The following is a 25052-nucleotide window of genomic DNA, read 5'->3' as shown; positions in this document are numbered from 1 at the left end:
GCCCCGCGTGCGCCTCCGCAGGCCGGTCCGCAGGGCAGGGTCCCGCTGCCGGGCATCGCGCCCATCCGCGCCTCATCGGATCGGCACGCCCCTTGCCAACAGGCCGCCGCCCCGTATCCATGCGGGGTGATTCCGCCGGGGGAGCCCGCATGCCTGCCACGCACCGTATCGAGCCGACCATCCCGAATGTCCGCTGGGGCGCCTTCGATGCCTCCTTCGCGCCGGTCGCGGAGGTGGATCCGGGCGACCTGGTCATCCTCGAATGCCTCTCGGGCGCGAAGGAGGTGATGCCGCCCCCGGGCAGCGGCATGGCGGTGCCGGAGAAGCTGGCGGCGATCCATGCCGGCGGCGTGCCGCGTCTCGGTCCGCATATCCTGACCGGCCCGGTGGCGGTGAAGGGCGCCGAGCCGGGCGACTGCCTGCGCGTGGACATCGAGAAGATCGAGCTTGGCGCCGATTGGGGCTTCTGCGGCTTCCGCCCGCTGGTGGGCACGCTGCCGGAGGACTTCCCCTATGCCCGCGTGCTGCACATCCCGGTCGACAGGCAGGCGATGACCTGCAAGGTGCCGGTCGGCCCGGGCGTCACCCTGCCGCTCTCGCCCTTCTTCGGCGTCATGGGCGTGGCGCCGCCGCCGGAGTGGGGGCAGATCAGCACGAAGGAGCCGCGGGCGCATGGCGGCAACCTCGACAACAAGGAGATCGGCGAGGGCGCGAAGGAGATCGGCGAGGGCGCGACGCTCTTCCTGCCGGTCTTCGTCGAGGGCGCCAATTTCTCCGCCGGCGACGGCCATGGCGTGCAGGGCGACGGCGAGGTCTGCATCAACGCGCTCGAGATGTGCCTGACCGGGCATTTCCGCTTGAGCCTGGAGAAGGGCGGCGGCGCCAAGGACCCGGTGCTGAAGTATCCGCGCGCCGAGACGAGGACCCACTACATCTCCATGGGGATGCATGAGGATCTCGACCTCGCCATGAAGCAGGCGCTGCGCGAGATGATCGCCTTCATCGTCTCCCGCACCAACCTCTCGGCCGCGGATGCCTACCAGCTCTGCAGCCTGGCGGTGGATTTCCATGTGACGCAGACCGTGAACGGCGAGAAGGGCGTGCACGGGCTGCTGAAGAAGGGGTTGCTGTTCTGATGCCCTCCCGCGGACAGGCCGGCGCCTGTCCGCGGCCTCAGCCGCCGATGGCGGCTGCCGGCCAGGGCTCCTGCAGGCTGGCATGATCCGGGGGGCCAAGGGCCTTTCGGCCCTTGGCGGGGGTTGGCGGCGCTGCCGCCAACGAGGGGGGCAAAGCCCCCCATTCCGTCAGAAGAAGCGCGCCCGCCTGCCGCCCATGCGTCGCGCCGCGCTCGCGCCCAGCACCAGCGCGCCGAGCCCGGCCATGACCGTCGCCGTCAGCGCGGGATGGAGCTGCGCCTCCAGGAACAGGCTGGTCTTGCGCACCGGCGCGACGGGCCGCGTCAGGCTCTTCTCCGTCCCGTCCTCGCGCGGTGCGTGCAGGTTGTCCGCGCGTTCCGGCCGCGGGCGCTTGCGGCTGGACTGCGCGGTGTAGCCCACGGCTTCCATCACCAGGTCGGTCGCGCGCGGGAAGAACTGGCCCATCAGCGCGATGGCATGGCCGCCGAAGCCTATCACCAGTTCGCGCGTGCGGTGCTCGCAGGCATGCAGGATGGCGCGCGCCACCAGCCGCGGGTCATAGGCGGGCGGCGGCACGCGGATGCCGGGGCTGTCCAGCAGGTTCCGCCCGTGCTCCTGGAAGGCGGTCTCGATGCCGGAAGGCTTGATGAGGGTGACGCTGATCGGCGCGCCGTCGCGCTCCAGCTCCATCCGCAGCGCATCGGTGAAGGCCTTCACCGCGTGCTTCGTCGCCGAATAGGTGCCCTGCAGGATCATCGCGCGGTCCGACAGCACGCTGCCGATATTGACGATGGCGCCGCCGCGGCCGCGCAGCGCCTTGGCCGCGATCAGCGAGCCGTGCACCACGCCCCAATAGTTGGTGTCGAACAGCTTCCGCTGGTCCTCGATCGGCGTCTTCTCGATCTCGCCATAGATGGAGGTGCCGGCGTCGTTCACCCAGGAATCGAAGCCGCCGAAGGATTGCCGGCAGGCCTCGGCCGCCGCCTCCAGCGCCGCGCGGTCGCCGACATCGGCGGCGGCGAAATCGGCCTGGGCCCCGCGCGCCCGCAATTCCTCCACGATCCTCCGCAGCGCGTCCTCGTTGCGGGCGATGAGGAAGACGCGCGCGCCCGCCTGCGCGGCGCGGCGGGCGGTGGCGAGGCCGATGCCGGAACTGGCGCCGGTGATGACGATGGTCTGCTGCGACAGCGGCTTCAGCCGGAGATGCGGCATGGGGGGAACCTCGGGGACAGGGGGGGTGCGGGCTGAACCCGCCGCCCGGTTGCCGGTTCCCCCCCGGTTCCGGCCCGGACCTCGGGCCACCGCTTACCGACGGCCCGGATGCCTGGCCGCATCCGGGAGAACCCCGCCTGTGCGGCGGGCCGCAGCCGCCGGTGGCGGCCGCCGGTCAGGACTTGTGGCGCGGCATCAGACCTTCAGCGTGCCGGCCTTCGCCGCGGCGTAGCGCTGCCCGATCGCGTCCCAGTTCAGCACGTTCCACCAGTTGCGCGTGTATTCGGCGCGGCGGTTCTGGTAGCGCAGGTAGTAGGCGTGCTCCCAGACATCGTTGCCCATCAGCACGCGCTGCCCTTCCATCAGCGGCGTGTCCTGGTTGGGCTTCTGCACGATGGCCAGCCTGCCCTCCCGCGTCACGGTGACGAAGGCCCAGCCGGAGCCGAATTGCGTGTTCGCCGCCTGTTCGAAGCGGCTGCGGAACTGGTCCCAGCCGCCGAGGTCGCGCTGGATCGCGGCCATCAACTCGCCGCCCGGCTGGCCGCCGCGGCCGCCCATGATGCCCCAGAACATGGCGTGGTTGGCATGGCCGCCGCCATTGTTGCGCACGGCGGTCCGGATGCCCTCCGGCAATTCGCCGATCTTGGCCAACATCTCCTCGATCGGCATGGCATGCAGCCGGCTATGGTCCTTCACCGCCGCATTGAGGTTGTTCACATAAGTGGCATGGTGCCGGCCATGGTGGATCTGCATGGTCTGGGCGTCGATCGCCGCCTCGTTCGCCTCCGGCGCATAGGGCAGCGGCGGCAGGGTGAAGGGGCCGGTGGGCGCGGCGGGCGCCGTGCCCTGGGCGAAAACCGTGCGCGGCGCGGCCAGCAGGGCGGCACCGCCGAGCAGCAGGCCGCGGCGGCGGGTCAGCGGGGACATGGCACTCTCCTTCCCGTTTGCCGGCACATAATAGCCCCAGCGGCAGGGCCAAGGGCCTCGCATCATCGCAAGGCACGGAAGGCGAAGGCGGCATAGGGGTCCCAGGCGACGGAGGCCGGCCCGCCGATGCGCGGCACCCGGCTGCCGGGCGGGCGCCTGGCCACCAGCGCCCCGCCCCGCCCCACCGCCAGCAGCAGGCGGAGATGGTCGCCGAGGAAGATCACGTCCTGCAGCGTGGCGGGCAGCGCCCCCTCCCCCATCTCCTCCGCGCTCATCGCCGCGACCGCGACGCGCTCCGGCCGCACCGCCACGATGCAGCGGCTGCCCGGGCCGCCGGCATCACCGCGCCGCGCCCAGAGTTCCGGCCCGCAATCCAGCCGCACCTGGCACTCCTCCCCGTCCAGCGCCATGACCGTGCCGGGCAGGCGGTTGTTCTCGCCCACCAGGCTGGCGACGAAGGCAGAGGCCGGCTCCTCATAGACCTGCTGCGGCGTGCCGGCCTGGGCGACCTGGCCCTCCTCCAGCACCGCCAGGTGGTCGGCGAGCAGCATCGCCTCCTCCGCCTCCCGCGTTGCGACCGCCACGGTCAGGCCGAAGCGCCGGACGAGGGCGCGCAACTCCAGCGCCAGGCGCTGCCGGGTGGCATGCTCCTGCCCCTCCAGCGGATCGTCCAGCAGCAGGAGGGAAGGCTGCGGCGCCAGCGCGCGCGCCAGGGCCACGCGGCACTGCTGCGGGGCCGAGAGGCGGGAGAGCGGCGTCGCCTCCTGCCCGTCGAGGCCGAGCGCGGTCAGCGCGCGCGCCAGATGCGCCGCGCGCTCGCGCGGCGGCAGGCCGCGGAGGAGTTCGGTCACCACCTGCTCGACGCTGCGGCCGCGCGGCAGCGCCTCGGCCGGCAGGAAGGTGCCGGTGCCGCGCCAGCCCGGCGGCGGCCGGTGGAAGTCGCCACCCTCCAGCAGCAGCCGGCCGGTATCGGGCGAGGCGAGGCCGGCCATCAGGCGCAGCGCGCCGGATTTCCCGGCACCCGCGGGGCCGAGCAGCACCGTGCAGGCCCCGCGCGGCAGGGCGAGATCGATCCCATGCAGCCCGAGCGCGGGCTTGCGCACCGACTCGAAGCGCAGCAGCGGCGCATCCATGCGAATTCCCCCGGAGCGCGATTGCGCCGAGTTGACGCACGGCGCGTGGACAACCGGTCTAGCCTCCGCGTCGGACGCTTCACACCCCCCGCCGCCCTGTGGTCGCAAGGTGGAACCATTGGCGGCGCGGCGGCGTTCCGTCGCCAAGTTACCCCTGCGGAAGGAGCACGCCATGAGCGCCGCGAATGATTTCAACAACGACGCCCGGAACCTCGGCAACCAAGCCCAGGCCTCCGCGCAGCGCGTGAGCGACGATGCGCGGGAGGAACTGGCCCGCCTGCGCGCGCAGGTGGAGCGGCTGATGCAGGAGCGCGTGACGCCCGCCCTCGCCGGCGCCGCCGACCAGGTGCAGGATTATGCGCACCGCGCGCGCGAGACGGTCGAGGACCAGATGGACGCCATCACCGACACGGTGCGGGAGCGCCCGCTGACCGCGGTCGCGATCGCCGCCGCGGCCGGCTACCTGATCGGCCGGTTGATGGGCAGCAACACCTACGTCTATCCGCGCGACCGGCACTGATCCGGGGGGCGGCCGCGCATGCGCATGTTCCAACTGCTCCACCTGGCCGCCCAGGCGGAGGCGCTGCGCTGGAAGCGGACCGGCCGCGGCTACGCCATCCAGGCGAGCCTCGGCGCGGCAGCCGCCGTTTTCGGCCTGATGCTGCTGGTCATGCTGCATGTCGCGGCGCTGATCTGGCTGTCCGACGGGCGGAGCGCTCTTTCCGCCGCGCTGATCGTCGCCGCCGTGGACCTGGTGCTGGCCGCGATCCTCTTCTGGCTGGCGGCACGGCGTGCGGAGGACCCGGTGGCGCTGGAGGCACAGCGCGTGCGCGATGACGCGCTGCGCCAGGTGGGCGATTCCACCGCCAAGGCCGCGATGGTGCTGCCGCTGCTCCGCAGCCAGTCCGCCAAGAAGGGAATGGTCGGCGCCGCGCTGACCGCCGTCGTCGTCGGGCTGCTGGCCCGGCGCTGAGGCCCGGATCGGCCAACAGGCTCGGCGGGAGGGCGCCCTGCCCTCCCGCGCTCAGCTTTTCGGCTTCGGCTTCAGCCGGCTGAGCACGAAGAAGGTCAGTGCCGTGAACAGGCAGATGACCAGGGCGACATGGTACTGCCCCAGCCCGACCGCGATGCCGATCGCCCCGGTTGCCCAGAGCGCGGCGGCGGTCGCGGTGCCGTGCACCTCGCCCCCGCCCTTGATGATGGCGCCGCCGCCGATGAAGCCGATGCCGGTGATCACGCCCTCGATGATGCGCGCCCGGCCTTCGGGATAGGCATCGAGCAGGGCCTCCGTCCCCTGGATGAAGCCGCAGGCCGCGATGGCGACCAGCGGGAAGGTGCGCATGCCGGCGCTGTGGTCCTCGCGCTCCCGGTTCCAGCCGATCACGAAGGCCAGGAGATAGGCGATCCCGAGGTCGCGGATATGCGGAAGGCGAGGTTGCGGAAGCTCGGCACCAGGTCTGAGGGGTCCATGCCCGGCCAACGCCGGCGGGATGATCGCGTTCGGCAACATGGCCGCGCGCCGCTCGGGTTGCCCGGGGCCCGCCGAAGGGTTAGGCGATGGCGGAGAACCGAACGGGGGAAGGGCGCATGGGCGAGACCACGGAACCGACCATCCTGGCCCGGCGCGAGGGCGCGGCCGGCACGCTGCTGATGAACCGGCCGAAAACCCTCAACGCCCTCGACCAGGCGATGATCCGCGGCTTCCAGGCGGCGATCGATGCCTGGAAGGACGACCCGGCGGTGAAGCTGTTGGTGCTGGAAGGCGCCGGCGGCAAGGCCTTCTGCGCCGGCGGCGATGTCCGCCGCATCCGGCAACTGGCGATCGATGGCGACACGGCGGCGATCGAGGCCTTCTTCGCCGAGGAATATGCCGTGAACCGCGGCATCGCCACCTTCGGCAAGCCCTGGGTGTCGCTGATCGACGGCGTCTGCATGGGCGGCGGCATCGGCGTCTCCATCCACAACCGCCCGATCGTGGTGACCGAGGCCGCGCTGCTGGCCATGCCGGAGACGGCGATCGCGCTGTTCCCCGATGTCGGCACCTCCTACATCCTGCCGCGACTGCCGGGCGCGGTCGGCACCTGGCTGGCGCTGACCGGCGCGCGGCTGCGCGGCGCGGATTCCGTGCATGCCGGCCTCGCCACGCATTACGTGCCGAAGGCGAAGCTGCCCGCGCTGCGCGCGGCGCTGCTGGAGGGCGATGCCGCGGTGGTGGAGCGCTTCGCCGAGGCGCCGCCCGAGCCCTCCTTCGCGCCGCACCGCGCCGCCATCGACCGCTGCTTCGCGCTCGACAGCATGCCCGCCATCCTTGCGGCGCTGGAGGCGGAGGGCACGGACTGGGCGCGCGAGCAGATCGCCATCCTCCGCCGCATGTCGCCCACCTCGCTCTGCGTCTCGCTGGAACTGATCCGGCGCGGCGCCGGCGCGACGCTCGACGAATGCCTGGAGATGGAGCTGGCGCTGACCCGCAACGTGGTGAACAGGCATCCCGACTTCCGGGAGGGCGTGCGCAGCGTGCTGGTGGACAAGGACGGCAAGCCGAGCTGGACGCCGGCGGTGATCGAGGCGGTGGACCCGGCGGCGATCCGGGCGCTGTTCGCGGGGTGAGCGGCGCGCCGGACCATGGCGGCGTCGCGGCCGCGGGCGGCCCGCGCGGCGAGCTCGCGATCCGCACCCTCGCCATGCCGGCCGACACCAACCCGGCCGGCGACATCTTCGGCGGCTGGATCATGTCGCAGATGGATGTCGCGGGGGGCATCTCGGCGGTGGCCCGCGCGGGCGGGCGCGTCGTCACAGTCTCCTGCACCGACATGGCCTTCCTCAAGCCGGTGAAGGTGGGGGATGTGGTCTGCGTCTATTGCGACCTGGCCCGCATCGGCCGCACCTCCCTCACCCTGCATGTCGAGGCCTGGGTGCTGCGCCAGGGCCAGGGGGAGCGCATCAAGGTGACCTCGGCCGACTTCACCTATGTCGCGCTGGATGAGCGGGGGAAGCCGCGGCCCCTCGCCGGCTGAAAACCCTCGCGTTGCGCGCCAGCCATGGCAGGATATCGCGCGAGGGGAGAAGCACCATGGCGGGCACGGACGAATCGGGAACCGGTGGCGGCGGGGCAAGGCTCACCTTCCTCGGCGGGGTCGGGACGGTCACCGGCTCGAAATACCTGCTCGAGGCCGGCGGGCGCCGCATCCTGGTGGATTGCGGCCTGTTCCAGGGCTTCAAGCAGCTCCGCTTGCGCAACTGGGCGCCCTTCCCGGTGCCGCCGGCCAGCCTCGACGCCGTGGTGCTGACCCATGCCCACCTCGACCATTCCGGCGCCCTCCCGCTGCTGACGCGCGCGGGCTTCCGCGGCCCCATCCTCTGTACCCCGGCCACCGCCGATCTCTGCGGCGTCCTGCTGCCGGACAGCGGCTTCCTGCAGGAGAAGGACGCGGACTACGCCAACCGCCACGGCTTCTCGAAGCACCACCCGGCCCTGCCGCTCTACACCCTGGCGGAGGCCGAGGCGTCGCTCGAGCGCTTCGCGCCGGTGGAGTTCGGGCGGGAGCATGCGGTCGCCCCCGGCATCACGCTGCGCTTCCGGCCGGCCGGGCACATCCTCGGCGCCGCCATCGCCGAGCTGGACCTGCCCGACGGCACGCGCTTCGTCGCCTCGGGCGATCTCGGGCGCCTGAACAGCCCGACCATGCCGGACCCGGCGCCGGTGCGCCGGGCGGATGTGCTGCTGGTCGAATCCACCTATGGCGACCGCAGCCACGACCCGCGCGACCCGGAGGATATGCTGGCCGAGGTCATCACCCGCACCGCGGCGCGCGGCGGCACGGTGCTGGTGCCGGCCTTCGCGGTGGGGCGGACCCAGGCGCTGCTGTATCACCTGCACCGGCTGAAGGCGGCGCGGCGCATCCCGGACCTGCCCATCTTCCTCGACAGCCCGATGGCGCAGGACGCGACCGACCTGTTCCGCAAGCACCAGGGGGAGCACCGGCTCTCCGCCGCCGAGACCCGGGCCGCCTGCGGCGTCGCGCGCTATGTGCGGGATGCGGCGGAATCGAAGGCGCTGGCCGCCAATGCCTTCCCGAAGGTCATCCTCTCGGCCAGCGGCATGGCGACCGGCGGGCGGGTGCTGCACCACCTGAAGGTCTATGCGCCGGACCGGCGCAACACCATCCTGTTCAGCGGCTTCCAGGCCGGCGGCACGCGCGGCGCGCAGATGGTGGCGGGCGCGGAGAGCGTGAAGATCCATGGCGCCCATATCCCGGTGCGGGCGGAGGTGGACAATCTCTCCATGCTCTCGGCCCATGCCGATGCCGCGGAGATCCTCGCCTGGCTGCGCGGCTTCGCGCACCCGCCGCGGCAGACCTATGTGGTGCATGGGGAGCCGGGCGCGGCGGATGCGCTGCGCCACCGGATCGAGGAGGAGCTGGGCTGGCCCTGCCGGGTGCCGGAGCATGGGGAGCAGGTGGCGCTGGGCTGAGCCGTCCGATCGCCGGAGGGCGAAGCCCGCAGGCGTGAATCGGCCGGCAGGAGACAAGCCACCCGATCGCCGGAGGGCGAAGCCCGCAGGCGTGAACCGGCCGGCAAGCGCCTATCGCCCGACCAGCACCAGCACCACGCCCAGCACCACCGTCAGCGCGCCCAGGATCTCCGCGCGCTTCGGCTGTTCCCGCAGGTAGAAGCGGCTGAAGAGCAGGGTGAAGATGATCTCGACCTGCCCCACCGCGCGCACCAGCGCGACGGGAGCGAGGGCGAAGGCGGTGAACCAGCAGGCCGAGCCGCAGGCGGAGAGCGCGCCGACCTGCGCGCTGGTCCGCCAGGTGGTGAACACGGCGCGCGCCTGGTCCGGCTCCCGCGCCAGCAGCCAGCTTCCCTGCATCAGCGTCTGCAGGATGTTCGCCGCCACCAGCGTCACCAGCGCGCGCAGGATCGGGTCATCGCCCGGCAGCTCCAGATTCGCCGCCTTGATCAGCACGCTGGTGAGGGCGAAGAAGAAGCCGGAGGCGAGGCCGCAGACGGCCGCCGGCTGCACCGTCGCGCGCAGCAGCTCCCCGGCATTGCGCGCCTTGCCGGCAAGGGAGAGCCAGAGCACGCCGCCGACGCCGATGGAGATGCCGATCCAGGCGATGGCCGAGATGCGCTCGCCCAGCAGCACCAGCGCCAGGATGGCGCCCTGCACGGCTTCCGTCTTCGCATAGGCGGTGCCGACGGCGAAGCCGCGATGGCCGAAGGCCATGATCAGCAGGTTGGTGCCGAGGATCTGGCCGAGCCCGCCCGCCGCCGCGAGGGCGAGGAAGGGCAGGTTCAGGGCCGGCAGCGACCCGCCGAAGACCAGCATGTAGAGGCCGAGCAGCGCCGCGCCGACCGGCACGCCGTAGAGGTAGCGCACCACCGCCGCGGCATTGACGGAAAGCTGGCCCCGCAGCTTCTGCTGCAGGGCGGTGCGCCAGGTCTGGAAGAGCGCGGCGGCCAGGGTCACCGGCAGCCAGAGGGGCGAGAGGATCATCCGCCCGCAGGCTGCGGTGGGGCCGCTACGGCGTCAACCGGCGTCGAGCTGCAGCCCCTCCCGCCGGATCACCGCGCCCCATTTCTCCGTCTCCGCCCGCACCCAGTCGGCGAACGCCTCCGGCGAGAGGCGCAGCGGCACGCCGCCAAGCTGGGCGAAGCGCTGCCGCGTCTCCGGCTGGTCGAGCAGCGCATTGACCTCGGCATTGACGGTCTGGACGATCTCGGCCGGCAGGCCGGCCGGGCCGAACAGGCCGAACCAGGTGTTCACCTCGAACCGCGCCAGCTCCGGCAGCGTCTCCCGCGCCGCCGGCACCTCCGGCAATTCGCTGTTGCGCTCGGCGCTGGTGACGCAGAGCGCGCGCAGGCGGCCGCTGCGGATATGCTCGATGACGCCGGTCAGGTTGTCGATGAGGAAGCCGACATTGCCAGCCAGCAGTTCGATCTGCGCCGGCGCCGAGCCGCGGAAGGGCACATGGATCGCCTGCGCGTTCAGCAGCTGCAGCATCCAGACCGGCGTCAGATGCGTCGATTGCCCGACGCCGGTGGAGGCGAAGCTGATCCTCCCCGGCTCGGCCCGCAGCCAGGCCGCGAACTCCGTCATGCTCCGCACCGGCGTGTCGGCCAGCACCACCAGCACGTTCGGCCCGCGGATCTGCCCGGCGATCGGGACGAGCTGGTCCGCGCCGTAGGGCAGGTTGCGGAAGAGCGAATAGGCGATGGCCTGCGGCCCGATATTGCCCGAGAGCAGCGTGGTGCCATCGGGGCGGGACCGCACCACCTCCAGCGTGCCGATGGTGCCGCCGGCGCCGGTGCGGTTCTCCACCACGACAGGCGTGCCCCAGCGCGCCTGCAGGTGCTGGGCGCAGAGCCGCCCCATGATGTCGGTGGTGCCGCCGGCCGCGGCGGGCACCACGATGCGCATCTGCTGGCCGGGGCGCCAGGCCTGCGCCGCAAGGGGCGGCGCCAGCAGCAGGGCCGGCGCGGCCAGCGCCGCCCGGCGCGGGAGCCGCGCGGCGCCCATCACCCGACCTCCAGTTGCAGGCCTTCCTTGCGGATGACCTCGCCCCACTTCTGCACCTCGTTGGCGACGAAGGCGGCGAACTGCTCCGGCGTACCGTAGAGCGAGACGCCGCCCATCTCCCGCCAGCGGGCCTTCACCTCCTCCGTCTCATGCCAGGCCTTCATGGCGGCGTTGAGGCTGTCCACCACCGGCCGCGGCGTCGCGGAGGGGACGAAGATGCCGAACCAGGTGTTGACGTCGAAGGCGGCGAGCTCGGGCATCGTCTCCCGCGCCGCCGGCACGTCCGGCAGTTGCGGGTTGCGGTCGGCGCTGCTGACGGCCAGCGCCCGGACCCGCCCGGCGCGGATCTGGGTGATGCCGCTGGTCAGGTTGTCCCACATGTACTGGATGTTGCCCGCGACCAGTTCCAGCGCCGCCGGGCCGGCGCCGCGGAAGGGGACGTGGATCGCCTCCGTCCCGGTCGCCTGGTTGAACCAGACGCCCGTCAGGTGCGGGCTCTGCCCGACGCCCGGGGAGCCGAAGCTGAGCTTGCCCGGGTTCTTCTTCAGATGGGCGACCAGCTCCGGCAGGGTGTTGGCGGGGACGGAGGGGTGCACCACCAGCACGTTCGGGCCCCGCACCGTGCCGCAGACCGGCGTCAGGTCCTCCCGCTTGTAGGGCAGGCTGCGGTAGAGCGAGAGGCCGATCGCCTGCGGCCCGATATTGCCGAGCAGCAGGGTGTGCCCGTCCGGCGTGGCGCGCACCACTTCCTGCGTGCCGATCACCCCGCCGGCGCCGGAGCGGTTCTCCACCACGCAGCTCTGGCCGAGATGCGCCTGCAGGAAGGGCGCGAGCAGCCGGGCGCTGATATCGGCGGTGCCGCCCGGCGCGGCCGGGACGACGATGCGCATGGTCTGGCTCGGCCGCCAGGGGGCGGATGCGTCCTGGGCGTGCGCGACGAAGGGGGTGGCGAGCGGCAGGGCGAGCGCGGCGCGGCGCGTGAGGCGGATCATGGACGTTTCCCCGGAGGCAGTTCGTTGCGCCCAACATGGCGCGTCCTGCCCTCCGGGAAAAGGTCAGCCCGTCACCAGCCCGAGCCCGTTCAGCCCCGTCAGGCTCTCCGGCCAGCGCCGGCCTTCCGCCGATTGCAGCAGGATGCGCGCCCAGGCCACCCAGCCGGACCAGGCGATGCGCTTGTCCCAGGCGACGCCCCAGTCCTGCAGCAGGTCGAGGCCCGCCCGGGCATGACCCGCGGCCATGTCCCAGTCCCCGGCGATGAGGGCGAGCTGCGCCAGCATCAGCCGCGGTTCCCCGACATAGGGGTTGTGGCGGATGCAGGCTTCCAACGCCCGGTGGGTGGGGCCGAGCCCCGCCATGGGCAGGCCGCGCGTCACCGCCTGCCAGTAGAGGGTGACGGCCGCCATCTCCTCCTCCGCCTCCAGCACCGCGGTGCAGCGGGCGAAGACCGGCGGGGTGGGCAGCCCCCACTCCTCCGGCAGATCGGAGAGGACCCGGCCGAGGCGGGAGAGCATGGACAGCGCGGTCGCGGTCGGCTTCAGCGGCCCGGGCCAGAGCGAGGCGGCCCAGTTCTCCCGGACGGCCCGCGGCTTCTGGAAGGGGTAACCCGCAAAAATCTCGTCCTGCCAGGAATGCCACTGCTCCGCGATATCGGCGATGGTGGCGATGGCGAAGACCGCGACATCGCGCGGCGGCAGGTGCAGCGCCGGCGCCCCCTCCCGCTCCAGCACCATCTCCTCCTCCGGCAGGTGCTCCATCGCCAGCAGGCGCTGGGTGAAGAGGGTGCGGGGCATCACGCAGAAGGTGTGGATCAGCCGCTCCGCCTCGGCGCCCAGCGCCTCGGCCAGCTCCGCCCGGTTGCCGCTGCCGTCGAAGAGCTTCAGGTCCACGTATTCGTTGGAATAGACGCTGTGGAAGAGGCCGAGGAGGCGCACCTCCCGCGGCTGGTCCCAGAGCGTCAGCGTCCGGCAGACGCCGAGCAGGTGGTCCTTGAAGGTGCCGGCCTTGTGCCAGTCCTCCCCGGCGCTGCGGGCGAACAGCATCTCCAGCAGCCGCGGCAGTTCGGGATCGACCGCCACCCAGTCATCGGCCAGCAAGGCGCGGAGCTTCGGATGCAGGCGCTCCGGCATGGCCTCACTCCTCGACCCGGTAGCGGAAATCGCAATGGCTGGCGCCGCCCATGATGGTCTGCGTGCGGGTCAGCTTCAGCTTCGGGTCGTAGCCCTCGCAGAAGGCGCCGTCGCGGTTGCAGGACAGCACGGCGCCGAGTTCCGCAAGGCCCATCTCCCGGTACATCTCGGCGTAGCGGCAGCGCGTCACGTTGAACTCGAAGCGCGTCGCGTCGCGCGCGACGGGTTCGATCCGGAGCGCGTCGTCGCGCGTCCAGCGCTCCTGGATCGCCTCGAAATGGTCGAGGCTCGGGCCCTCCGGCGCCTCCCTCGCCATCTCGGCGGCGGCCCGCTTCGCCAGCTTGATCACCGCGCGGGAGAGGATGGCCTTGGCCCTCTCGGCGCCGATCTCGGCCGCCATCTCCTCGAAAACGCCCCTGGCGAAGGCCGCCTCGATGCGGCGCTGCTGCAGGATGCCGATATCCATGCTGGTTCCCTCCCGGCCATGGGGCAAGGTAGCTGCAGGCGCAGGCCCTGCGGAAGCCGGTCCGGCACGCCCACTCCTCGCGATGATTTATGAAATATTCAACCAGGGCGCCCGACATGATCAGGCATGCCATTCTTGAGCCCCACTCTCCGTCCCCTCGGCCTCTTGGCCGCCCTGCTGCTGCCATCCCTCGCCGCGCAGGCCCAAGGCACGACGCGCGGCAGCGGCGCGCAGATGTCCGTCGGCGCCATCGTGCTGCCGCCCAGTTGCTGGAACGGCCAGACACTCTCGTCGGCGGAGCAGGCGGGCTGCGCCGCGGCCATCTCGGCCGCCCGGCAGGCCGGCCTCTCCCTGCCCCCGGCGGCCGCAACCTATCCGCCGGCGGTGACGACGGAGACGGATGCGCAGGGGAATGTCCGCATCCTCCGTCTGTACTGAACCGCGCGTTGCTCAGTACTGCAGGACCGCGACCAGGCTCTCCACGAAGCTGCCGGCGGGCAGGCCATGCTGGCGCCCCGGCACCCGGCCGTAGAGGGTGAACCGCACCCGCAGCGGCGTGCCCGGCACCACCGTGGCGCTGGCCGCAAGCGGCATGCTGCCGCCGATGCCGCTGCCCCAGGCGATGCTGCGCGCGGCATCGACGAAGATCTGGTAGCGCAGCCCCGGCCCGGGCTGCATCCGCCGCAGGCCCGGCCCCACCGGCTCGCTCAGCGGTATCACCCGCAGGGTGACCGCCGCCGGCTGCTGCCCGTTGGCGACACAGATCACCTCCAGAGTGGCGGTGGTGTCACCGGGGGCGTTGCCCTCCGGCTGGACCACGCCGAAGGCCATGGCCGTGGCAGAGAGGCTGCAGGTCACCACCCCGCCGGAAGCCGCGGCCGGCAGAGGGCTCAAGGTCGCCAGCAGCGCCGCGGCCGGCAGGGGCAGGATCACTCGCATCCCACCGGCCCGATCAGCGGGATCTCACCAGGCAGCGGCGTGAAGCCGAAGCCTGCCTGGCAGGTGGTGCCGTCCGGCAGCGCGATGGCGACCCTGTTCCGCTCCTCCAGCCCGGTCAGGTAGGCACGGCCGCCGCCGCCTACGGGCACGGGCGGCTGTCCCTCCTTCCGCACCGCCGATCCGGTCGGTACCGGCCGACCATCCGGCAGTTGGAACCGCACCAGCGCGCCCAGGCTGCGGCGGATCCCGAAATCCACGACGATCCCGGCCCGGTCGCCCGGCCGCACCTCCTGCTGCGTGCTGCTCACCTCCACATCTGCCGGCAGGGCCACGGGATCGATCGAGAGCCTGTTGACGTCGAAGGAACGGAGCTGCGGCACCAGCAACCGTCCGTCCCGGCGCGTGGTGCCAGCGGGGCGGTTCTCGTACTGCACGGGGACGCCGGGCACCGATCCCGTACGCACGACCGCGAAGCTGTCGAAGATCCGGTCGGAGAGGAAGGCGCTGCCGCCGCCGATCACCGCGGAACCGCCCAGGCCGAAGCGACCGGTCGGCTGGCCGTCCAGCAGGTCCATACCCGCGGTCACGCGGCCATAGGGGCCGAGATACTGGCCTTCGGCGAGTTGGCGGTTCACGTCGCCCAGCTCGGCCACCAGCCGCCCGCCGATATCGCCGGTCTGCACCGCCGGTCGCACCAGCTGCGCCGTGTAGGTGTTGCTACGGTCCTGCCGGTTGTAGCTGAGCCCGGCGGAGTCCTTGGCGCCGAAGGTGAAGATGAGCCCGGCGAAGATGCCGGTGCCCAGGCTGCCGCGCAGATCGTAGAAGCCCGAAGCATAGAAATAGAGATCATCCCGCAGGCTGACGGAATAGCCGAGGTTGAGCAGCGCATTGTTCGCCTGCAGGCCGAGCGGGATGCCGCCGAGCGGAGTGGCCTGCGCGACGCCGCCGCGCTGCTGGATGAAGCCGAGGGTCAGGCTGCCGTAGCGTTGCAAGGGCAGGCTGACGGATGCGCGCAGCTGGCTGCGCACCACGGAGGTGCCGAACAGCGCCGCCGTGTCGCGGAAGCCGGCGCTGGCGAAGGTGCCGCTCAGGGTGAGGCTGTAGCGGCTGGTGCTGTGCTGGAGGCCGAAAGCCACCTGACCACCCCGGCCGGGGCCGGTGGTCGCCTTGCCGAGGACGCCATAGCGCTCGGTGATCTCGCGCGGCAGGCTGGCGCCCCGCCCGGCACTGGCGGCAAGCGCCAGGCTGGCGACCCCGAAACTGCCAAGCCGCACCGCCCCGCCGCCGCCCGCCATCGCGAGCCCGTCGGTCGCCTCGGCATGCCCCTCGGCCGTGAGCCACTGCTTCAGGCCATGCCGGGCCGAGCCGGAGGCTGCCCAGCCGACATAGTCCGTGGTGCGGATGCCGTAGCCGAGCCGCACCCGGCCCGCCTGGACCGAATAGGAGGTGGTGCCTTCGGCCAGCAGCTGGGTGCTGTAGTAGAAGGGCAGCGTCGTCAGGGTCTGCCGGCCGAGTTCGTCGCGCACCGCCACCACCACCTCCGACCCGCCGCTGACCACGACCGGCAGGTTGCGGATCTCGAAGGGGCCCGGCGGCACGGGGGAGCCGAACTGCCGCACGCCGTTGACCAGCACGTCCACGGTGGAGGGCAGGGCGGCGAGGCCGGTAAAGCTGGGGCTGCCGAAGCGCACCAGATCGGGCCGCATGTTGAAGTCGGAGGCCACCTGTCCGCCGCCCAGCCGGATTGCGCGGCTCCAGCCCACGGCGCCTGTCACCAGGTCGCCCAGCCGCCAGTTGCGGTCCTGATCCGGATCGGCATAGGACCAGTTGCTGTCGAGCCGCACATAGTCCTGGTCCGGTGCGCGGACCCCGAAGCGGGAGAGCGCGCTGTTGGACAGCGTGCCATAGGGGCCGAGCAGGCGCTGCTCGTTCTGTACGAAGCCGGTGGTCTCCGTGCCGAAGGTGCCGAGCGTGTCGTAGTTGAGCACGATGCCCCAGTCGGTCGGGGTCAGCGGCGGCAGCGTGCGGCCGCCGCGGCCGTTCAGGCTGGTCCGCCGGAGGGCGGCGGGATCGGCGCTGACCTCCAGCACCTGGGTAAGCGGATCGAGCGTCGCGCCGAGGCCGGGGATGGAGGCGAGCGGGACCAGCGCGTCATCTTCCGGTGCCTCGACGCCCAGTTCGCGCAGTTCCCGCCCGCGGGCGAACAGGGCGCCGGCGCGCTCGACGAACTCCCCGACCAAGCCGGTGGGCCGTCCGTTGATCCGCACCTCGAGTTGCAGCCGCCGCTCCGCGCCTTGCACCGGGAATGGGAGGAATGCGAGGGCGAGAAGCAGCATGGCAAGACCTGCCGAGCGCTGCGTCATGTGAACGTGACGGTCTGCTCAAAGGGGCCGGACTGGGTCTGGCCGCGCAGCAGCACCGAATCGATGCCGGCCGGCACCCTCGGCAGGCGCCAGCGGCGCTCCACCCCCGGCAGCACATAGGGCGTGCGGCCGCGCGGCTCGACGGGGAGTTGCTGGGCGCGGCTGGTGAGGACGCTGAGCGACTGGATGCGGATGTAGCGCTGGCCGGGATTGGCGGCGACGAGATCCCATCCGCCCTCGGGGGAACGCTCGGCGCGCCACTGCACCCGCCCCTGCCCCCCGCCGAGGGCGGGCCCCATGAAGACCGGCAGCGAATGCGTGACGGCGACGGCGATGGTGCGGTTGCGGTCCGGCGCCACGGGGTTCTCGGCGATCAGCAGGCGGTAGCTGCGCTCGCCCTCCCCCTCGGGGCGGCGGCGGAAGATGACGCGAAGCGTCTGGCGGGCACCGGCCGGGATGACCGCGGCGGGCGGGGAGACGACGATATCCTCGCTGGGCGCCAGGATGTCCTCGTCGCCGCGCTGGGTCCAGGCGACGATGTCGATGTCGATGGAAATGGCACCGTCGCCGAGATTGGCGAATTCGAGCAGGCCGGCCATCTGGCCCGGGGCGAAGTCGAGCAGGGTGGGCGAGATCCGGGTGGCGGCCGCGGCGCGGCGCGGCGCGAGAAGGCAGCCCGCTGCCGCGAGGACAAGGCCAAGGGCGGCGCGGCGCGGCGCAGAACGGGGCGCGGGGACCATGAGGTTTCGGAAATTCCAGGGTGGGGACAATGGCGTGCCGCCACCCGCCCCGGCTCGGCGGGCGGGTGGCGGCCATGGTGCATACGGCCGCAGCGGCCCCGGGACGTCAGTAGGTGATGACGGCAGTCACGGTATCGAAGTAGGTGCCCGCCAGGACGTTCTGGCCGGCGGGCAGCAGGCCGTAGACGTTCAGGGCCGTGTTCTGGCCCGTGCCGGTATAGGACTGGCCGGTGGCCGGCGTGTTGCCCCAGAGCGAGGAGCGGCCGGAATCCGTGAACAGGTTGTAGCTCAGCCAGGCATTGGTGGCCGAGTTCTTCATGCGGCGGCTCGGCGCCGAGGCGGACCCGAAGATGTCGTTCAGGCCCTGGTCGAGAGTGATCACCGCCGGCACGCCGAGGGTGCAGTTGACGGTGATGGTGGAGGTCGCCTGCGAGCTGGTATTCTGATTGTAGACGCCGAAGCTCATGTTCGTGGCAGAGATCGAGCAGGTGTTCACGACCTGCGCCTGAACCTGGAAGGTCGAGGTCGCGACGGCCGCATCGGCCGGCTTGTTGGCCAGCGTGGCGAGGCTGAGGGCGGTGCCGCCGAGCAGGGCGGCGGCAAGGGCAAGGCGCTTCATGGATGTTCCTTTTCCGTATCGGGAAGGTCCTGCTCCGCCCGTCCATTGCCCCTGGCCAGGCGGTGGCCGCGGGGGCGGCGACCGAATGATGCAGTGGAGGAATGTTGCATATTAGGAGCGTTCTCTTCCCAACCCGATCTTCATTATTCTCTCGATAATTTCAATGCCTCAGAACGGTTACAATTAGTGAAAGTTGTAATCGATCCGAGAAACCTGCCCGTTATTTCGCGCAATCTACCGTGTACTATATTATTTGCTGAATTCCATGTCGACCTCAACAACGAGCTTGGCAGGCGAATGTAATTGGAGCTATTTCCTCGACTTGCTCGGGCGGTCATCCTTAAGCATCAACCACTTCCCGCCGCATCAGCACTATCGGCAACGGGTCAGGATGGATCGGCCGCCCATGCATCGAACCTGCACGGGAAGGAAATGCGTCGTGACAATCTTTTTTACCAATTATTCCTATGGAACCCTCGTCGACGCCCAATCCATGACAGAGGGCTTCGCAGTCGAACTGCTGGCTGCCGGTAACGACACGCTACGCGGCGGCGCCGGCGATGACACTCTTATTGGCGGGGCAGGAAACGACGCGTTCCGCGGCGGCGCCGGCAAGAACCTGATCCTCGCCGGCGCCGGCGACGACACGATCTTCACATTCCTCAGCCCCGCCGCCTTCGACACCATCAATGGCGGGGCTGGCATGGACACGCTGGTCATAACGATGAGTTCGGCGCAGTTCGCCCAGGCCAACGTGCAGGCGGCACTCTTTTCGCTCTGGGCCCATCTTGCCGCACCGCCGGCGCCGGACGCCCGCTTCGTCAACCATACATTGCGGATCGACATGACCAGCGTCGAGATCGTCCGCGTCAGGCTGGACGGCACGCTCGTGAGTCTTGACGCACTGCTGGGCGCGCCGAAGCTGATCACCTTCGAGGATATCGACGGGATGCCGACCCCACTCCTGCCGGACGGTTATCATGGTTTCAACTGGCACACGCCGACCCATGGAATGCGTGTGATCGACACCAGCTACTTTCCCGGCAGCGGCTATGCGGCCGCCAGCGTTCCGTCCGGCCACCAGGTGGCCTTCAGTACCTTCGCCGACGGCCCGATCGAGATCACCAGGACCGATGGCAGTTGCTTCATCTTCGGCCAGGTCCAGGCGGCGGCGGCCTGGAATCTCGAACAGAGCGTCACCTTTGCCGGCTACCGGGACGGCGCGCTGGCCGGCCAGACCACTGTCACCCTCGGCAACCACAAACCGGCCCTGGTCAGCGGCGCAAATTGGGGCGCGATCGACACCCTGCTGATCACCTCCCTCCCTGGCCTGGATGACCCTGCCCTGATCGGCTCAGGCGATCATATCGCCTTTGATAATTTCATTTTCATTTGAAGGCCTTATGCCCGGTCATAGGCTGGGCTAAGAAACCGCTCCTGGCACGCCGCCGGATCCCGCCGGCGGCACGCGGCGCGGGAAAGGCGTCCATCCTGCGCGGAGAGGCGTTCACGCCGCGACACAGGGTTGCGACGGTTTCACTGGGTTTTTCGCGGCCATGCCGACATACCCCACTGACCCCACGCCACAGCACCCGGCCATGATGCAGACCCGAGCCACCCTCCTTGCCCATGCCCGCGACACGCTCGGCGCCCTGCGCCGGGAGGGCCGCTACCGCGAATTCGCCCATCTGGAGAAGCTGGCCGGCCGCTTCCCCGTCTATCGCTGGCATGCGCCGGCGGGCCTGCGGGAGGTCACGGTCTGGTCCTCCAACGACTATCTCGGGATGGGGAGCCACCCCGCCGTGCTGGCCGCCGCCACCCGGGCGATCGCCGAGCACGGCGCCGGCGCGGGCGGCACCCGCAACATCTCCGGCACCTCGCCGCTGATCGTGGCGCTGGAGGCGGAGCTGGCCTCGCTGCATGGCAAATCCGGCGCGCTGCTCTTCGGCTCGGGCTACATGGCCAACCAGGCCGCGCTCTCCGCCGTGCTGGAGGCGCTGCCGGGCTTCTGGGTCTTCTCGGACGCCAAGAACCACGCCTCCATGATCGCCGGCATGCGCGGCGCGAAGGCGGCGAAGCGCGTCATCTGGACGCATAACGACCTGGCGGACCTGGAGGCGAAGCTGGCCGCGGCACCGCCCGAGGCGCCGAAGCTGATCGCCTTCGAGAGCGTCTATTCCATGGATGGCGACATCGCCCCGATCGCGGCGATCTGCGACCTGGCCGAGCGCTACGGCGCCATGACCTATCTGGATGAGGTCCACGCCGTCGGGCTCTACGGGGAGACCGGCGGCGGCATCAGCGAGCGGGATGCCGTGGCGCACCGGGTGGACCTCATCGAGGGGACCTTGGCGAAAGGCTTCGGCGTGCTCGGCGGCTATGTCGCGGGCGAGGCGGAGCTGGTGGACTTCATCCGCAGCGTCGCCGGCGGGCTGATCTTCACCACCGCCCTGCCGCCCGCCGTCGCCGGCGCGGCGCTGGAGAGCGTGCGTGTCCTGAAGCGCGACCCCGCCCGCCGCGCGGCGCTGGCCGAGCGCGCCGCGGCGCTGAAGGCGGCGCTGGACGCCGCCGGCCTGCCGCGCATCCCGGGGCCGAGCCATATCGTCCCGGTGATGGTGGGGGAGGCCGAGCTCTGCCGCCAGGTGGCCCGCCGCCTGCTGGAGGAGCACGCCCTCTACGCCACGCCCATCAACTACCCGACCGTGCCGCGCGGGACGGAGCGGCTGCGGCTCTGCGCCACGCCCTTCCACACCGATGCCATGATCGCGGAACTGGTCGAGGCGCTGAAGGCGGTGCTGCCGAAGCGCTCCGTGCCGCTGGCGGCGGAGTAGGACCGGCCGGCGCAGGGCCGGGCGCGGCATGGTCGCCCCGGCCTGCCGCCGGGGGCGGGCTGCCATGCGGCGCCGCCTCGGCCCCCCTCCCTCCGCGGGCAGGCGGGGCGGGACAGGGCGTGCCGGCACCGCGGCCCGAGGCAGGCGCCCCGCCCCCGGCGGCGCGCCAGCGGCATGCCCTATTCCACCTGCAAGGCGTCGTCGCGCACGGTGATGCGCGCGACGCGGCAGCCCTCGATATTCTGCATCTCCACCGCCCGGCCATTGGCCCAGACGGCGCGCAGGCCGTAGCGCCCCTCCCCCTCGAAGCGGACCGGCAGGGTGCCGCCCGGCGCCAGCTCGGCCGCGGCGACCAGATCCGTGCCCCAGCCTTCCGCCCCTGCCCGCGCCAGGTAGAACTGCTCGACCGGCAACTGGGAGGCGTTCACGAGCACCGCGGGGCAGCCACGCCCGCCCCCGGCGCAGGCGGCGGCGAGCAGCAGCAGCGGCAGGGCGCGCAGCGCCCTCATGCCGGGTCCACCGGCGCGGCCGGCACGCCGCCCGCCTCGATCGCCTCCCCGGCCGCGAGCAGCACATCCTCCCGATACCGCCCGCCGACCAGCTGCACCCCGACCGGCAGGCGCCCGACCAGGCCGGTGGTCACCGCCAGCCCCGGCAGGCCGAGCAGCGGCAGCCCCACCTGCGGCAATTGCGCCGCGAGGATCCGCCGGAAGCCCTCGAAGCTCTCGACATCCGAGTGGTCGCGGAAGGGCAACTCGCCCGAGACGGGCATCAGGATGACCGGGTAGCGTTCGAGGAAGAGCAGCCAGTCCCGCAGCAGCGTGAGGCGCGTCTGCAGCGCATCCTGGAAATCGAAGAGCGTCGGCGCCGGGCACAGCCGTTCCATATAGCCGAAGATCGCCAGCGCATCCGGGTCGCCCTCCCGCTCCCGCGCCGCGGGGCCGGCGCGGCGGCTTTCGGCCAGCCAGAGCAGGAGCTGGAGATCGGCGCTGGCCTGGAGCGGCGGGGTGTTCGGCACTTCCTCCACCGCCCAGCCGGCCGCTTCCAGCCGCTTCGCCGCGTCGCGCAGCGCGGCCACGACTTCCGGCTGCACCGCCATGCCATCCGGCGCGAGGCAGAGCGCGGCGCGCTTCGGGAAGGCCGGCCCCTCCAGCGGCGCCGGCACCCACCAGGGGTCGCGCGCATCGGGCTGGCTCATGGCGGCGAGCGAAAGGCGCAGGTCGCCGATGGTCCGCGCGATGGGGCCGGAGACGGCCATGAGCTGCGCGCCGATCGCGCGATCCGGACCGGTGGGATTCCAGGCCGGGATGCGCCCGAGCGTCGGGCGCAGGCCATGCACGCCGCAGGCATAGGCGGGGTAGCGGATGGAGCCGCCGATATCCGTGCCATGCCCGATGGCGCCGATGCCCGCCGCCACCGCCGCCGCCGCGCCGCCAGAGGAACCGCCCGGGGTGATGGAGGGGTCGCGCGGATTGACCGTGGCGCCATGCAGGGAATTGCGGGTGAACCAGCGCAGGGAGAAGGCCGGCGTGTTGGTCCGGCCGAGGATGACGGCGCCGGCCTTCTTCAGGTTGGCGACCACCGGGCTGTCCTGCCGCGCCAGCAGGTCCTGCTGGATGCGCAGCCCGTTGGTGGTGGCCCAGCCTTCCTGGTCCACATTCACCTTCACCGTCACCGGCACGCCGGCGAGCGGCCCCACCGCCTCCCCCCGCGCGATCGCAGCATCCACCGCCCCGGCCGCCGCCAGCGCCTGCGCCGCATCATGCGCGATGACGGCGTTGAGCCTGGGATTCACCGCATCGAGCCGGGCGAGGGCGGACTGCGTCGCCTCCTCCGCGGAGACCTGGCGGGCGCGGATCAGCGCGGCAAGTTCCGTGGCGGAGAGGCGCCAGAGATCGGTCATGGCATGGGTCCCGGTTGCTTTCGCGGCATGGTCGGGGGACCGCAAGGGCCGGTCAATCCGGGCAGGGCCTCGCCCTTCCCCGGCCAAGCCCGCCGGAGGCCGGGGGGCCTTCGGGAACCGGGCGTGCTGCTCAGGGCCATGCGAGGGCACGGGGGATGCGGGTGGGGAGGATGAGGCGGCGCAGGACCTTCAGCCAGAGCCGCCAGGTCTCCCGCGCCATGGGCGGCTGGCCGGGGGCGAGGCGCTGATGGAGATGCCGCAGCGCCTGTTCGGACAAATCCGGGTCGGGCAGCATCCAGGGCGGGGCGCGCAGGGCATCGAACAGGCCGAGGCGCCGGGCGATGGCGATGCCGCGCAAGCCGAGCAGCCGCCAGGCGCGGCGATAGGCGGCGCAGATCCAGGGCCGGAGGCCGCGCAGCACCCGGCCGCACCGGCGGCGCGCGACGGCCTTGAGCAGGCGCGTCCAGAGATCCGCATGCGCCCAGCGGCGGAACTGCCGGTGCGCCGTGTCCCAGAGCAGGGTGCCGGACCGGAGCTCCGACCAGGGCAGGCCGGAGGTGACGGCCTGGAAGATGCTGTCCACGCGATGGCGGAGATCGCGGATGGGGCGGCCGGCGCCGCGGCGGGCGAAGAAGGGGGCGAGGATGTCCCATTCCGCATCGGTTAGCGGGGCCCAGGGGCGGGGTTCGGCGGGGCGCGGGGCGGGAGGGGAGCGGCGGGACATAGGGCCTCCGGCGGCAGCGGCGCAGCCGGGGGAGTGAATAGGAATTTTTTCTGGAAGTCAATTTATTCGGGGGCGGCGAAGGTTGTCGTGTTGGAACCGGTGGCTGAATGAGGTCGGAACGGAGCGTCCCCGCTTAAGGTTGCTTCAGACGAGGAGCAGATCTCCGGCGTCCCAGAGATGGTGCTGTTCACGAGGGCTACGGCTGAGAAAGGTGGCCGGCGCCCACTTCAGGCCGCCGGAGATGATCGACGTTTTGCCCATCTGCACGAAAAATGGGGTGTCATTCGAAATGGAATGTAGTGTTGGCATGTAGAGCGCGGAACGCTCCTAGTCGGTGTCTAATTTTCTTTGCAGTCACTTGCTCACGATCCCCCCAACTATGCGTGTCTGCAATATGAAGAACTATACTATGTTGGCCGAAGTGGTAGTTGGGAATTCCAACACCTACTATGTACCTCGCATCCCTAAAAGCAGCACCTGCCGCAAACATGTATTCCATTAAATGAAAACTAATGTAATTTTCAAGTTTCTCGTATGACTTGTCGCTGGTGGCTTGCGGGTATGTAAGAAAAACATATCGTGTATCAGGGTAGTCTTTCGATGAGACGGACGATGACCAAAACGTCGTTTTGTCCGGCTCATCAAAAATTGATTGAAATGCGCCAGCTAATAGTCTTCGGGAGAATCGGCTCTCTCGAGCTAAAAACCTCCAACCCTGTTCATGATAGGAGAATTCCATCTCCTGCGACCGGACGAGACGGCCGAGCTGATACTCTTCAGAAATATGCTCTATAAGTCTGTCTATGAAATAGCTTCTTTTGTTTTCTTTGTTTGTATGCTCCCATGCGGGAGATTGAGCATATTTAGTCCAGAACCCGCTGTTGAACACTACAGTGTCAAGAATGCTGCCAGTCAACTGATGTGCGACACTGTATTTTCCTGCAGCGATCGGCGAGCTAAGATAGGCCCCTAAAAAATTCTCGTTTCCTTCAATAACACAATGACGCTTAGCAAGAGTAAGCCGACGGTCATTCAGGAAACTCACGAAATATTTTATAGTATCTAAAGTTGTTAATGTCGTGAAAAGGCTTGGCCCATCTATAATGTGAATAAATTCTGATCCGAAATTACAACCCACCGTAAATGGTTGCTCGTCTGCGGAAACGGCATTATCTGTTTTCAATCCAGGGAACCCCAAGTGTAGTCTAGATGGCTCATCGATGTTGTGAACCACAGCGACAAGATGTAGGTCTAGCAGGCTGCTGAAATTCATTGTGGTGATGCCGCCTGCGTGATTCCCTACCCCCGGCAGCGAGCGGGGTGAGGATGCGTGGCAGTGATGCGGTGGTTGGGTCGCTGTTCAGCTACGTGGATTTGGAACAACGGGTCCGGGCCGACCATCCGCTGCGGGTG

The 25052-nt window shown here is 70.5% G+C and carries 26 protein-coding genes; 9 read left to right on the top strand and 17 right to left on the bottom strand.

All coding sequences use genetic code 11. From position 1 onward, the window contains the following. Positions 1-149 precede the first annotated feature (149 nt). Positions 150-1136, top strand: a complete 987-nt coding sequence (locus LHA35_RS17660; protein WP_226610429.1) for an acetamidase/formamidase family protein — start codon at positions 150-152, stop codon at positions 1134-1136. Between the two features lie 168 nt (positions 1137-1304). Here the strand turns inward: LHA35_RS17660 and LHA35_RS17655 are convergent, their stop codons facing one another. The 3 genes from LHA35_RS17655 to LHA35_RS17645 all read right to left on the bottom strand — a co-directional run bounded on the left by LHA35_RS17655 (position 1305) and on the right by LHA35_RS17645 (position 4408). Next, positions 1305-2348: an SDR family oxidoreductase gene (locus LHA35_RS17655; RefSeq protein ID WP_226610427.1), complete on the bottom strand. Its 1044-nt coding sequence runs from the start codon at positions 2346-2348 to the stop codon at positions 1305-1307. A gap of 195 nt (positions 2349-2543) precedes the next feature. Beyond that, entirely contained in the window at positions 2544-3275 is a 732-nt protein-coding gene (locus tag LHA35_RS17650; protein WP_226610425.1) for a superoxide dismutase, read from the bottom strand. 62 nt (positions 3276-3337) lie between these two features. Next, the gene (locus LHA35_RS17645) at positions 3338-4408 is read right to left on the bottom strand and encodes an ABC transporter ATP-binding protein (RefSeq protein WP_226610423.1); all 1071 of its coding nucleotides are present in this window, start codon (positions 4406-4408) and stop codon (positions 3338-3340) included. 172 nt (positions 4409-4580) lie between these two features. Here LHA35_RS17645 and LHA35_RS17640 point away from each other — a divergent pair, with 172 nt between their 5' ends. Together LHA35_RS17640 and LHA35_RS17635 are read left to right on the top strand one after the other, a co-directional pair. Then, a complete protein-coding gene (locus tag LHA35_RS17640; RefSeq protein ID WP_226610420.1) occupies positions 4581-4928 on the top strand; it encodes a hypothetical protein in 348 nt (115 codons plus the stop codon). Positions 4929-4946: 18 nt separating this feature from the next. Further along, positions 4947-5381, top strand: coding sequence for a phage holin family protein (locus LHA35_RS17635; RefSeq protein ID WP_226610418.1), 435 nt, complete (start codon positions 4947-4949; stop codon positions 5379-5381). Between the two features lie 51 nt (positions 5382-5432). Here LHA35_RS17635 and LHA35_RS17630 read toward each other — a convergent pair whose 3' ends face one another. Continuing rightward, positions 5433-5918: an MgtC/SapB family protein gene (locus LHA35_RS17630; protein ID WP_226610415.1), complete on the bottom strand. Its 486-nt coding sequence runs from the start codon at positions 5916-5918 to the stop codon at positions 5433-5435. Between the two features lie 77 nt (positions 5919-5995). Between LHA35_RS17630 and LHA35_RS17625 the strand changes: the two genes are divergently transcribed. The 3 genes from LHA35_RS17625 to LHA35_RS17615 all read left to right on the top strand — a co-directional run bounded on the left by LHA35_RS17625 (position 5996) and on the right by LHA35_RS17615 (position 8879). Continuing rightward, positions 5996-7015, top strand: coding sequence for an enoyl-CoA hydratase/isomerase family protein (locus LHA35_RS17625; RefSeq protein WP_226610413.1), 1020 nt, complete (start codon positions 5996-5998; stop codon positions 7013-7015). 74 nt (positions 7016-7089) lie between these two features. Continuing rightward, the gene (locus tag LHA35_RS17620) at positions 7090-7422 is read left to right on the top strand and encodes an acyl-CoA thioesterase (RefSeq protein WP_226610536.1); all 333 of its coding nucleotides are present in this window, start codon (positions 7090-7092) and stop codon (positions 7420-7422) included. A gap of 56 nt (positions 7423-7478) precedes the next feature. Then, entirely contained in the window at positions 7479-8879 is a 1401-nt protein-coding gene (locus LHA35_RS17615; RefSeq protein WP_226610411.1) for an MBL fold metallo-hydrolase RNA specificity domain-containing protein, read from the top strand. A 111-nt stretch (positions 8880-8990) separates the two neighbouring features. Here LHA35_RS17615 and LHA35_RS17610 read toward each other — a convergent pair whose 3' ends face one another. The 5 genes from LHA35_RS17610 to LHA35_RS17590 all read right to left on the bottom strand — a co-directional run bounded on the left by LHA35_RS17610 (position 8991) and on the right by LHA35_RS17590 (position 13520). Then, positions 8991-9905 carry a DMT family transporter gene (locus LHA35_RS17610; RefSeq protein WP_226610409.1) on the bottom strand — a complete coding sequence of 305 codons (915 nt, stop codon included), beginning with the start codon at positions 9903-9905 and terminating at the stop codon, positions 8991-8993. Between the two features lie 33 nt (positions 9906-9938). Next, positions 9939-10928, bottom strand: a complete 990-nt coding sequence (locus LHA35_RS17605) for a Bug family tripartite tricarboxylate transporter substrate binding protein (RefSeq protein WP_226610407.1) — start codon at positions 10926-10928, stop codon at positions 9939-9941. Continuing rightward, entirely contained in the window at positions 10928-11920 is a 993-nt protein-coding gene (locus LHA35_RS17600) for a Bug family tripartite tricarboxylate transporter substrate binding protein (protein WP_226610405.1), read from the bottom strand. Before LHA35_RS17600 ends, LHA35_RS17605 begins: the two co-directional genes overlap by 1 nt. Positions 11921-11983: 63 nt before the next feature. Continuing rightward, positions 11984-13054 carry a DUF6817 domain-containing protein gene (locus LHA35_RS17595; RefSeq protein ID WP_226610403.1) on the bottom strand — a complete coding sequence of 357 codons (1071 nt, stop codon included), beginning with the start codon at positions 13052-13054 and terminating at the stop codon, positions 11984-11986. 4 nt (positions 13055-13058) lie between these two features. Further along, positions 13059-13520, bottom strand: a complete 462-nt coding sequence (locus LHA35_RS17590) for an L-2-amino-thiazoline-4-carboxylic acid hydrolase (RefSeq protein ID WP_226610401.1) — start codon at positions 13518-13520, stop codon at positions 13059-13061. 135 nt (positions 13521-13655) lie between these two features. On the opposite strand from LHA35_RS17590, the gene LHA35_RS17585 reads away from it, so the two are divergent. Next, positions 13656-13958: a hypothetical protein gene (locus LHA35_RS17585; protein ID WP_226610398.1), complete on the top strand. Its 303-nt coding sequence runs from the start codon at positions 13656-13658 to the stop codon at positions 13956-13958. Between the two features lie 12 nt (positions 13959-13970). Here LHA35_RS17585 and LHA35_RS17580 read toward each other — a convergent pair whose 3' ends face one another. The 4 genes from LHA35_RS17580 to LHA35_RS17565 all read right to left on the bottom strand — a co-directional run bounded on the left by LHA35_RS17580 (position 13971) and on the right by LHA35_RS17565 (position 18181). After that, positions 13971-14414 carry a spore coat protein U domain-containing protein gene (locus LHA35_RS17580; protein WP_226610397.1) on the bottom strand — a complete coding sequence of 148 codons (444 nt, stop codon included), beginning with the start codon at positions 14412-14414 and terminating at the stop codon, positions 13971-13973. 35 nt (positions 14415-14449) lie between these two features. Beyond that, entirely contained in the window at positions 14450-16795 is a 2346-nt protein-coding gene (locus LHA35_RS17575) for a fimbria/pilus outer membrane usher protein (protein WP_226610394.1), read from the bottom strand. Between the two features lie 23 nt (positions 16796-16818). Further along, positions 16819-17562 (bottom strand): fimbrial biogenesis chaperone, encoded by a 744-nt coding sequence (locus tag LHA35_RS17570; RefSeq protein WP_226610392.1) that lies wholly within the window; start codon positions 17560-17562, stop codon positions 16819-16821. Between the two features lie 106 nt (positions 17563-17668). Further along, on the bottom strand, positions 17669-18181 hold the full coding sequence (locus LHA35_RS17565) for a Csu type fimbrial protein (RefSeq protein ID WP_226610390.1): 513 nt from the start codon (positions 18179-18181) through the stop codon (positions 17669-17671). Positions 18182-18620: 439 nt separating this feature from the next. On the opposite strand from LHA35_RS17565, the gene LHA35_RS17560 reads away from it, so the two are divergent. After that, positions 18621-19577, top strand: a complete 957-nt coding sequence (locus LHA35_RS17560) for a calcium-binding protein (protein WP_226610388.1) — start codon at positions 18621-18623, stop codon at positions 19575-19577. A 205-nt stretch (positions 19578-19782) separates the two neighbouring features. Continuing rightward, the gene (gene hemA / locus LHA35_RS17555; RefSeq protein ID WP_226610532.1) at positions 19783-21012 is read left to right on the top strand and encodes a 5-aminolevulinate synthase; all 1230 of its coding nucleotides are present in this window, start codon (positions 19783-19785) and stop codon (positions 21010-21012) included. A 179-nt stretch (positions 21013-21191) separates the two neighbouring features. Here the strand turns inward: hemA and LHA35_RS17550 are convergent, their stop codons facing one another. The 4 genes from LHA35_RS17550 to LHA35_RS17535 all read right to left on the bottom strand — a co-directional run bounded on the left by LHA35_RS17550 (position 21192) and on the right by LHA35_RS17535 (position 24912). Next, complete coding sequence (locus tag LHA35_RS17550) at positions 21192-21521, bottom strand: hypothetical protein (RefSeq protein ID WP_226610386.1); 330 nt, start codon at positions 21519-21521, stop codon at positions 21192-21194. Beyond that, on the bottom strand, positions 21518-22915 hold the full coding sequence (locus LHA35_RS17545; protein WP_226610384.1) for an amidase family protein: 1398 nt from the start codon (positions 22913-22915) through the stop codon (positions 21518-21520). The genes LHA35_RS17550 and LHA35_RS17545 overlap by 4 nt, the downstream gene beginning before the upstream one ends. 130 nt (positions 22916-23045) lie before the next feature. Beyond that, positions 23046-23639 (bottom strand): transposase, encoded by a 594-nt coding sequence (locus LHA35_RS17540; protein WP_226610382.1) that lies wholly within the window; start codon positions 23637-23639, stop codon positions 23046-23048. Positions 23640-23919: 280 nt separating this feature from the next. Continuing rightward, positions 23920-24912, bottom strand: a complete 993-nt coding sequence (locus LHA35_RS17535) for a hypothetical protein (RefSeq protein WP_226610379.1) — start codon at positions 24910-24912, stop codon at positions 23920-23922. Between the last annotated feature and the right edge of the window lie 140 nt (positions 24913-25052).

It is taken from the genome of Roseicella aerolata, from assembly GCF_020523605.1.
In the GTDB taxonomy this organism is placed as follows: domain Bacteria; phylum Pseudomonadota; class Alphaproteobacteria; order Acetobacterales; family Acetobacteraceae; genus Paracraurococcus; species Paracraurococcus aerolatus.
The sequence above is the reverse complement of the archived record's forward strand: the minus strand, read 5'-3'. Positions and strand labels throughout refer to the sequence as shown.